Source organism: Mesotoga sp. (assembly GCF_035363035.1).
Taxonomy (GTDB): Bacteria; Thermotogota; Thermotogae; order Petrotogales; family Kosmotogaceae; genus Mesotoga.
Map to the genome: position 1 here is coordinate 1 of NZ_DAOSEH010000083.1, position 9,797 is coordinate 9,797.

Sequence of the window (9,797 nt, forward strand, 5' to 3'; positions counted from 1 at the left end):
CGCTTTCCGTAATTAAACAGTACATCGAAAGCCAAAAAACCTCGCAAAGGAGGTGAAAAAGTGCAAATCATCGTCAAGATTAAATTAGAGCTAACCAGAGAACAGGTTACTCTTCTTCGAGCAACAACTAGAGAATACATCCGCTTGGTCAATAACATAGTAGCAGATTTCGTAAAAGCTGATGCACCCCTTAAATATACTAGTAAAACCGTTATTGCGGAGCTTCCCAGTGCAGTAAAAAACCAAGCGATAAAAGACGCTAGAAGTGTTTTCAAAAAGTATAAAAAGAATGTTTGTGCCAATGCCAGATTAGAACCAGAAGACCAAAGAGAAGTCAGAGTGCCAATTCTTAAAAAACCTGTCGCAATCTGGAACAACCAGAACTATTCTCTAAAAGAAAACATCCTGTCGTTTCCTGTTTTAATTGCCGATAAGTCTAAACGTATTGAAGTTAAAGCAGTGCTGACCGACTACCAACGGGAACAGTTAAACGGCAAACGCGGTAGTCTTCGTATAACGCAAAAATCAGGTAAATACATAGCCCAAATAGCCGTAGAAATGGATGAAGAACAGCCTGAGACCAGTAATAAAATCATGGGTGTAGATTTAGGTCTTAAAAATCCTGCTGTAGCCGTTTTGGAAGGAGGTAAAACCAAATTCATTGGTAATGGCAGACAATGCAAATTTATCAAGCGCAAACATCGTTCAGTACGGCGAAAACTCGGCAAACTCAAGAAGCTCAAAGCTATAAAAAAGCGCCACGACAAGGAACAGAGATGGATGAAAGACCAAGACCACAAAATCAGCCGCCAAATTGTTAATTTCGCTAAAGAAAATCAAGTTGCAGTTATTCATATGGAACGCTTGACGAATATTCGCAACACGGCAAAAACAAGCCGTAAAAATGAGAAAAATTTGCATCCTTGGAGTTTCTATCGACTGACAAAGTACATAGAATACAAGGCGACTCTGGTAGGAATTAAAGTAGAATACGTTAATCCCGAATATACAAGCCAGAAATGTCCAAAATGTGGTAAACACAACAAGGCCAAGGATAGAAAATACGTGTGTGGTTGTGGATTCAAAGCCCACAGGGATAGAGTGGGAGCGATGAATATTATTTCCGCAACTGTGGCAGATGGTGTAGTATAAGCGATAGTCTGCCAGCCCTAGGAGCTAATATGCTCTGCCTAGGGACGGGCTGCTGACACAGCCCTTAACTTGGGGTCATACTCCGATGCCAGAAACGGTCTTCGGTTTAATCACCCAAGAATCCCCTGCCTTCAGGCATGGGGAGTGTCAAACAACATACTGCGTTGTAACACGATACGACATGCTAATCCAAAGCCCAATATTGTGGAGCCTTGTCGCGGGTGTATATGTTTTTACGGGCCTGTCAGTAATCTATTATCTTATACTTGGCAGAGCCTATAGAAAGATGAGAAATAGCTTCTGAGCTCTTTTTGCCTTTATCCAGAAAAAAATGGCCTTGAAAGGGGTCAAATAATAATGCATTTTTCTAAGATGAATAATTCTTTCAGTTGAAAAGGCCGATGTTCGCTGTATAGAGTTCTTTAAAGGTATTTTTTCTCTCTTTCATGTAAGAACTGTATTCGGCCCGGGGTTCCACCCGGTCGTACTTTTTCTTTATATCTTCAACGACTTTTTCGAGAGCCTTGCCGCTCGTGGCGGATAGAGCGATCAGGGCGGCGCCTGTCGCCGAGTCGTACTGGCGGGGCGAGACCAGTAGTTCGTGGTCGAGCAAGGTGGCGATCAGCTGTAGTAGAACTTCGCTCCTTGCACCGCCGCCTGAAACGCAGATCTGGTTCGGTTCGAGCGCCGTTCTCTTTATTTCGTCATCTATCATGCTTATGTCCAGGGCAATGGCTTCGAAAACCGCACTCAAGATCTCTTTTCTGCCTGTTTCCATGGACAGCCCGAAGAGAATTCCTCTGGCTCTGGGGTTGTTGAAAGGGGTGCGCGCTCCTCCAAAAAACGGGAGCAGGATCATGTTTGAAGGTTCGTATTCTTCCGCTCCAAAGCCCGACAACAGACTCTCTTTCTCGTACCTGTCAAGGCCGAACAGTCTGTCGGTCACCCAGTCAGTGAGGAGGCCGCCGCAGCTGGTAGCGCCACCGACGGTGAATGATCCCGGGACGGTACCGGTTTCCACGAATAGGGCGGGTGATCTTACAGGTCTGTCGAGACACTGGATGTAAATCGAGGTCCCTCCGAGCGAGATGGAGACGTTTCCTGGCTCGAGGCAGGCGTTAGTTATGGTGTCGGAGCAGGCGTCTCCCGTTCCCGTGAAGACAGGGGTCCCATAACCAAGACCCGTTTCTTCGCAGGCCAATCTCGTTACCGTACCGGTAAGATCCGTTGCCCATTTTATATCGGGAATAATGTCTGTCGAAAGGTCTACGTGATCGAAGGGATCTTTGAAAATTTCCAGGGTGTTGAGGTTTATGAGGTTGCCCGCCGAAAGGGAGAACATATCCGAGGCAAATTGGCCGGTCAATCTGAAGGCTATGTAACCGTTCGCGGTCAAAACCCGGGTTGTCTTTTCGAATATCTGTGGTTCGTTTTTTCTCATCCAGAGGATCTTTGGAAGGATAGACTGGCTTGAATACTCTGTGTAAAGTGGATTGTCTCCAAACTCTCTCATTAAGTCGTTGAGTGATTCGATCTCTTTAATGGCCCTCTGATCGATGCCGTACATGAAAGACTTTCGCAGGGGTATTCCATCGTCCGATACGGGTAGTACATTCGGACACATGGAACTGAGCCCTATCGCTTTTATGCTCGAGAGGGAAATCTCTTTGCCCGCCATCGCGGTCAATTTCAAAAAGTCCTGCCACCACACCCGGGCGTCCTGCTCTGGATAGCCGTCATCGGAAAAACTCTGTGAATGAGTGACCTTTGCGCTTGCGACAATACGGCCTTCTAGGTCTATGATAGATATCTTACTCGAAGTCGTACCGATATCGTATCCTGCGAAAAGCTCTCTTTCTTTCACGGCCGATAAATCCTCCCTCTCTAGATCGTACACATCAATCACGGGCAATAAAGAAAAACGGGGGAGCCTTTGCATTTAGTTAATCCTCGAATCGTATCTACCCTTCGAATACCGACAAAGCATATGGCTGCAAAAGGCCCCCGAAAGCGCGTTAGTACTTCTTTTAGCTCGTTATTTCAGATAATCCTGAGCGTTCGCCGAGGTGATAAGAGGTGCGTCCATGTATATTACCCTTACGGCCCCGATGACTTCTTCGGGGCTGTTCCCCTCGACGACTATCTTCTGTATGAGTTCGGCAGCTTTGGTGGCTGAATCTCCGAAGGGCTGCAGGATCGTGGCTACGACGGCCGTGTTGTTGGCGGCTATCATTTTTATGTTTCTTTCGTTGCCGTCAATTCCGACCACGAACATATCTTCTTGAGTATAGCCGGCCGCCTTGATCGCCAGAGATACCGCATAAGCCGGGTCGTCCCAGGCACACCAGACAGCGTCGATCTTGTCGCCGTACTTGAGCAGATACGATTCCATGGTTTTCTGTGCGTCTTCGACGAATCCCGCCGGCGGCAGGTGATGGACTTCGAGCACTTTGATGTTCGGCTCTTCCGTCAGTACCACGTCCAGCGCCTTTCCTCTGAAGCGGGTTCCATAGAATTGATCGAATTTGAATACAATGATGTTTCCCTTGTGGTTCAGTCTGTCGACCAGGTATGTGGCAATCTTTGCGCCCATCTCCCAGTTGTTGGTGAGAATATCGGCAGTCAGCAGGTCACTGTACTCTGAGTCGATACCGATCACGGGAATGCCAGCCTCTTTCGCCGCGGTGAGCGAGGAAGTCAGCGAGCTCGCCTGTCCCATGGCGACCACTATGAGATCTACTTTCTTCGACACGTAGTTTTCCACCAGATTGTTCATCATCTCCCAGGAGCCTGCGGAGTTCGAGACGTAAATGGTCCAACCGTTGGTCTTTGAAATGGCTTCGAGATTTTGGGCGATAGTTGCCTGAGTTACCGCAGAAAGGTTGGCCGCGACGAAGCCGATCTCGATACCGAAGGCCAGAGAAACGAGTAACATAATCGCAAGAACAAGAACTACCTTTTTCATAGTTACCACACCTCCCGTTGTTTGCCTTAGAAGCTCTCAGAACTTCTGAATGAAGTCATCGAGACAGCCAGAATTATGATCGCTCCTTTGGCGATATACTGAAAGAAATACGACACTCCCATTATCACTAGACCGTTGTTTATAACTCCGATGATCAAAGCTCCCACAAAAGTTCCCGGCACGTTCGGCCTGCCCACCTTGATCGTGGTCATGCCCAGAAAGGAGGCGGCTATCGCATCCATGAGATAAGCGTCACCCGCGGTCGGCTGTCCAGATCCCAACCTGGAGGCTAGAATACAGCCGGTGAAGGCCGCGAGGGCGCCGGAGATTATCATTCCGACCACGCGGAGAAGCCTGACGTTGATGCCCGACAGGAAGGAGGCTTTCACACTGCCCCCTATTGAGTACATCCACTTTCCCATCTTCGTCTTTTCCATCGCGAAGGTGAAGACGACAATGACTACTGCCATTATGAAGACCTGGACGGGGATTCCCAGAACTCTTTTCTGCGCGATCGCGAGGAAGGAATCGGGGAAGATGCCGTAAACCTCCTGACCTCTGGTGAACATGAAGTTGATACCGGTCGCGATCGTACCGAGGGCGAGGGTTGCGATGAAGGCGGAGATCTTCAATCTGGTGATCAGAATTCCTGCGATCACGCCAAAGAGCGCGCCCATGCCCACCGTTATGAGTATGGAGCCAAATACGCCCAGGCCTTTCAAAATCAGAGAAGTCACTATAACTCCCGAAAGGCTCGCCACCGATGCGATAGACATGTCAAAATCACCCGGTATCATACAGACGGTCATCCCGGTCGCTATTATCGTCAGCATGGAAATATGGGAGAGGATATTTATGAGATTTCTGGAAGTGAGAAACGTTTCGGTCATGATCGAGAAAAACACTACTATGCCGATCAAGGCCAGAATAGTGCCGTACTTCTGAAAGAGCAGCCCTATCTTATTCATCTTTTTCACTCCTTGCGGCGAGACTATCGCTGAGCGCATTTTCGAGAATCGAGTGTTGGTCGTACTCCCCTCTTTTGAATTCCGCCGTGATCCTTCCCAGGCGCATGACATAGATCCTGTCGGCTATGCCCAGCAATTCTCTGATATCCGAGGAAACGAACAACACCCCGCAACCCTTTTTCGCAATTTCTTGCATTATCCTGTAAAACTCGCTCTTGGCTCCGACATCTATTCCCTGGGTTGGTTCATCGAATATGAATACCCTGGATTCCGGCCCCAGAAGCCATTTCCCCAGAACCACCTTCTGTTGGTTGCCACCGCTCAGGTGGGAGATGATCGTCTTCAGCGATGGAGCCTTTATTTTCAGTTCGCTCGATACTTTGCCGGCCCTGGCTCTGGACTCTCTAGAGTTGATCACACCTAACCTGGTCAACGTTCCAAGGAATGGGGAGGTCAGGTTGTCTATAACCGACATATCCTGGACAACCCCCTCCCTCCTTCTGTCCTCCGGGCAGAGATAGACACCGGCCCTCATGGCTTTCGATGGGCCTTTTATCCTGATTTTTTCGTTGTTTATCGTTATTTCGCCGCTATCGATTTCGTGGGCGCCAAAGATCGATTTCATGAGCTCCGTCCTTCCAGAGCCGACCATTCCGAAGAAGCCCACTATCTCTCCCCTCTTCACCTCGAAGGAGATATCCTTCAACCCGAATCTCGCCACGTTCAGATTCGAAACCTTGAGAATTTCCTCACCGATTTCTGAAGCCCGCTTGGGGTATTGATCAACCAGATCCCTGTTGGTCATGAGCTTTATGAGGTCGCGCGTCGATAGTTCCGAAGAAGCGAAGGTGCCTTCGTAGCAGCCGTTTCTGAGGACGGAGATTCTATCGCAGAGGTTGAAAACTTCGTCCAGATGGTGGGAGACGAAAATGATGCTTATGCCGGACTTTTTCAGATTTTTAAGTATCTCGAAAAGGTTGTCCGTATCGCTTTGGGTTATCGAGGCAGTCGGCTCGTCTAAAACCAGTACCTTTGAATTCATGCTCAGCGCCCTGAGGATCTCGACCATCTTCTGCTTTGCAACACTTAGAGTTCCGACCGGAATACCTAGCGGCACTACGATTCCGTACTTATCACACAGTCTCTTCGTATCGGATCTGATCTCCCTACCTTTCAGCACAGAAAGCCGGGAAGGTTCCCTACCCAGCCAGATGTTTTCCTCGGCAGTGAAAAACGGATCCAGAACGGTGTCCTGATAGACTACCCCTATGCCCCTGTGAAGGGCATCGGAAGGACTGCTCAATTTTACAGGCTTGCCGAACAGTCTGAGTTCTCCCGAAGTCTGTTGAAAGACTCCGGCGAGTATGTTTATGAGCGTGGATTTTCCGGCTCCGTTTTCACCGACAAGTCCATGAATCTCTCCTTCTTCCAGAGAGAAGTTGATATTGTCGAGAGCAACGACCCCGGGAAACTCCTTCCTGACCGAGATCATTTCAACAACCTTCATGATTATCTCCCGAAGTGTTTCGAGTAAGCCTCTTCGGCGGACACGCCATCGTTGACTATATCCTTCAAGGCCAATAGCATCTCGACCGGTCTTTCGTGCTGCCAGACGTTTCTGCCCATATCGACCCCGCGTGCTCCTGCCCTGGTGGCGTTTTCGGCGATCTTCAGGACATCCAGCACCGAATCCATTTTCGGACCGCCGGCGATGACTATGGGTATGCCGGCAGCTGCCTCGACGACCTTCTCGAATTTCTCGTCGCAGTAATACGTTTTGACGATATCGGCGCCCATCTCCACGGCAACTCTCACAGCCAGCGAAAGATATCTGGGATCGGTTTTGCGCTCCCGGTCCTTACCGATCGCAGTTACGGCCAACACCGGGAGACCGTAGGTTTCACATTCATCACAAAGCTGGGCCAGGTCGCGTATAGTAGAGTGTTCGTTTGGAGTGCCGACGTAAATCGAGGTGGCGACGGCATCCGCAGACAGTCTCAACGCTTCGATAACCGTTGTTGTTATGCTTTCGTTAGTCAAATCTTCTCCGGCGATGGTCGCCGCTCCGCTCACTCGAAGTACGATTCCGACGTGCCCGTTCGGTGTGTAGCAGTTTCGCAGTATCCCTTTGTTGAGCATTATGGAATCGGTGAACGACGTGAGCTTATCCAGCATCTCGGCCGGTCTTTCCAGACCCTGCATGGGACCGAGAGCCATACCGTGATCGAGAGCCAGCATTATAGTTTTTCCGGATCTGTTGAATATCCTTGAGAGTCTGTTTGCCTTACCGAACAACTCACTCACCAACCTTTATTCCGACTTTAATAGATCTGCCCTCTACGGCGTCTTTGAAGGCCTCTTCGAAATCGGAGAATTCATAGATTCTTTTTGTGAAAGGTCTCAAATCGAGCTTGCCGCTGTTGATAAGTGTGATGGCGGCCATGAAATCCTTAGAGGCAAAGCCCGTGGTACCGGTCAATTTCACACCGTTGTAGTGAATTATATTGGGATCGAAGAGAGCTTTCGTCCCTTTCGAATAGCCGCCGAAGAGTACCATGTTTCCGAATAACTTCACTTTTGGCAGATATTCATCGATCAATTCTGGAACGGGCGCGGTGAGTACTATCGAGTTGTACTTGCCCGTATCTCCGCTGGAAATGGCGAACCCCAGTTCTTCGGCCAGTCCTAGCCTCTCTTGCCTTTTATCGGTGATTACCACAGTCTGACCGTAAACGTCTCGCAAGGTCATAGCGTTCAGCATACCCATTATCCCGGCCCCGACGACCAGTGCCGAATTGCCAGGCTGCAGCTCCATATGTCTGCAGGAAGTCAATGCACAGGCCATGGGTTCCGCAAGGGCGGCCTCTTTAGCCTTGTCTTTCGCAACCTTTGCAACTCCCTTCCTGGCGTAACCGGCATCGATCGAAAGAAACTCGGTTATGGCTCCGTTACTGGGAAAGTCTCTGTTTCTACATCCCTCGGGGTAACCGTTGATACACTGCTCGCATTCCCCGCAATTCACGAAGGGTGCTACGGCCACATAATCACCGACTTCGAACTCCGTAACGTTCCGACCGGTTTCGACTATCCTTCCAGAACATTCGTGACCAAGTATGGTCGGAGGCTTGATCATCGGGTGTCCCTGCTTATAGGTCTTTATATCTGTAGAGCAAATGAAGGAGTAGAGTATCTTGACAAGAATTCCATCTTCTCCGATTTTTGGCTTCTCTACATCTCTGATTGAGATCTTTCCGATTCCTTCGTACATCACTGCCTTCATCCACGCACCTCCTGCTGCGTAACTAGCATCTGGGCTGTCCTTATATCCGTGAAGAGAGTGGTTATGTAACCTCTTGAAAGGGCTGCCCGTATTCCGTCTACTTTGTGCTCCCCGCCGCTCAAACAGATCCTCTCGGGAACTTTTAGCATATCGTTGAAGGGGATTCCCAGAAGGACCTCTTCGATGTTCTGGCAGACTATTTCACCGCTCTTGCCCATGAAACGAGAGACAATATCGCCGACGGCGTGCTTTCTGACCAGTTCGAGTATCATATCGCCGGGAAGGTTTGAGTCTAGAACGGCCGACATTCCGGCCGGAGCCCCCAGACCAAATATGACCGCTTCGAGGTTCGACCACTCGGCGATGGCCGTCTGGACAGACTGTACCTGCTTCATGATTTTCAACTGCTCCTGATTGTTGAAAATCGCGGGAGCGGCCAGAAAAATAGGGGTCGCTCCCAGAGAACCGGCCATTTTCTCGACGATGTTGTTGATCTGATAAGTCTTTTCCGACTGTCCGAGACCTCCGAGGAGCGGTATTATCTTCATCTCGGGAAATCTGGCGAGATTATCCGGTAGGCTCATTACGGCCTCATAAACGGTCGTACCCCAACCCAGCCCGATATAACGCTTGCCTTCGAGCAGCTTCGTAAGGTTTTTCTGGAAGGAGAGAGCTATCCTCTGCTTTATCTCCTTGTCGGTCCCCTTTATAGAGGCCACGACATGGGCTTCCCTTATGGCGTATTTCTCTACTATTTCTCTCTCGAGAGAGGAGAGATCGAAAGATTCCGGCCCGACGAGCTCGATCTTCACCATTCCCAGTCTGCGGGCGCTGGTGAGCAATCTGGAGACTTTCGACCTCGAAAGTCCCAGCTCGGCGGCTATCTGCTCCTGGTTCATCTCGTTGATGTAATACATCTCTGCGGCCCTGTAAGCTAGACTGACTTCATCCATCTTCATCATCTTACCTCGAAGCGAATACCTCTCTGACTTTCTTCAAGAAGCCGGTTCTGTCCTTTTTTTGAAAGAGGTTTCGACCTATCGCCGCGCCTTTAGCACCAGCTTTTGCCGCGTCTTCGAGAGAAACGAAGAAATCCCGGTTCTTCTCGCCCCCGGCTATGATCACGGGAACGGGACATGATCGAACGACCTCGCCGTAATTTGCGGTCATCATGGTCTTTATAACGTTCGCTCCGAGCTCGGCCCCTATCCGCGAAATATTCGCTATAACTTCTGGAGAGGAGTAGTCTTCCTTCCTGTAAGGCAGCATCTCGGCTATGACTGGTATCCCGTACCTCTGGTAGTCCCAGACGGCTTTCGAAAGAGCGTGGAGGGCATCGGAGTCTCTCTCCTGACCGACGATTCCCATAACTATCACTGCGTCGGCTCCAAGCCTCAGTGCCTGTTCCGGATCGAGAAAGTATTTCGTGTTG

9 protein-coding genes are annotated in these 9,797 nt (G+C 49.6%); 1 reads left to right on the forward strand and 8 read right to left on the reverse strand.

Going from position 1 to position 9,797, the window contains the following annotated elements; translation table 11 throughout:
• Positions 1-60: 60 nt before the first annotated feature.
• Entirely contained in the window at positions 61-1,152 is a 1,092-nt protein-coding gene (locus tag PKX57_RS10045; RefSeq protein WP_472417104.1) for an RNA-guided endonuclease InsQ/TnpB family protein, read from the forward strand.
• Between the two features lie 385 nt (positions 1,153-1,537).
• Here the strand turns inward: PKX57_RS10045 and PKX57_RS10050 are convergent, their stop codons facing one another.
• From PKX57_RS10050 to PKX57_RS10085, 8 genes are all read right to left on the reverse strand, one after another.
• On the reverse strand, positions 1,538-3,049 hold the full coding sequence (locus PKX57_RS10050; RefSeq protein ID WP_472417106.1) for a xylulokinase: 1,512 nt from the start codon (positions 3,047-3,049) through the stop codon (positions 1,538-1,540).
• Between the two features lie 138 nt (positions 3,050-3,187).
• Positions 3,188-4,117: a sugar ABC transporter substrate-binding protein gene (locus PKX57_RS10055; protein WP_472412239.1), complete on the reverse strand. Its 930-nt coding sequence runs from the start codon at positions 4,115-4,117 to the stop codon at positions 3,188-3,190.
• 26 nt (positions 4,118-4,143) lie between these two features.
• Positions 4,144-5,085 carry an ABC transporter permease gene (locus tag PKX57_RS10060; RefSeq protein ID WP_472412241.1) on the reverse strand — a complete coding sequence of 314 codons (942 nt, stop codon included), beginning with the start codon at positions 5,083-5,085 and terminating at the stop codon, positions 4,144-4,146.
• A complete protein-coding gene (locus tag PKX57_RS10065; protein ID WP_472412242.1) occupies positions 5,078-6,592 on the reverse strand; it encodes a sugar ABC transporter ATP-binding protein in 1,515 nt (504 codons plus the stop codon). Before PKX57_RS10065 ends, PKX57_RS10060 begins: the two co-directional genes overlap by 8 nt.
• Positions 6,593-6,594: 2 nt before the next feature.
• A complete protein-coding gene (gene lsrF, locus PKX57_RS10070) occupies positions 6,595-7,389 on the reverse strand; it encodes a 3-hydroxy-5-phosphonooxypentane-2,4-dione thiolase (protein ID WP_197712718.1) in 795 nt (264 codons plus the stop codon).
• Complete coding sequence (locus tag PKX57_RS10075) at positions 7,382-8,365, reverse strand: zinc-dependent alcohol dehydrogenase (protein ID WP_472417109.1); 984 nt, start codon at positions 8,363-8,365, stop codon at positions 7,382-7,384. Before PKX57_RS10075 ends, lsrF begins: the two co-directional genes overlap by 8 nt.
• Positions 8,362-9,318: a sugar-binding transcriptional regulator gene (locus tag PKX57_RS10080; RefSeq protein ID WP_472417111.1), complete on the reverse strand. Its 957-nt coding sequence runs from the start codon at positions 9,316-9,318 to the stop codon at positions 8,362-8,364. Before PKX57_RS10080 ends, PKX57_RS10075 begins: the two co-directional genes overlap by 4 nt.
• Positions 9,319-9,328: 10 nt before the next feature.
• Positions 9,329-9,797: class I fructose-bisphosphate aldolase (locus PKX57_RS10085; protein WP_472417113.1), on the reverse strand; the 469-nt coding region annotated here is incomplete at its 5' end.

Excerpts from the sequence above, each read along its gene's own strand:
- PKX57_RS10080 (WP_472417111.1), bottom strand. The coding sequence starts at position 9,318 with ATGGATGAAGTCAGTCTAGCTTACAGGGCCGCAGAGATGTATTACATC.
- PKX57_RS10055 (WP_472412239.1), bottom strand. The coding sequence starts at position 4,117 with ATGAAAAAGGTAGTTCTTGTTCTTGCGATTATGTTACTCGTTTCTCTG.
- PKX57_RS10065 (WP_472412242.1), bottom strand. The coding sequence starts at position 6,592 with ATGAAGGTTGTTGAAATGATCTCGGTCAGGAAGGAGTTTCCCGGGGTC.
- PKX57_RS10060 (WP_472412241.1), bottom strand. The coding sequence starts at position 5,085 with ATGAATAAGATAGGGCTGCTCTTTCAGAAGTACGGCACTATTCTGGCC.
- PKX57_RS10075 (WP_472417109.1), bottom strand. The coding sequence starts at position 8,365 with ATGAAGGCAGTGATGTACGAAGGAATCGGAAAGATCTCAATCAGAGAT.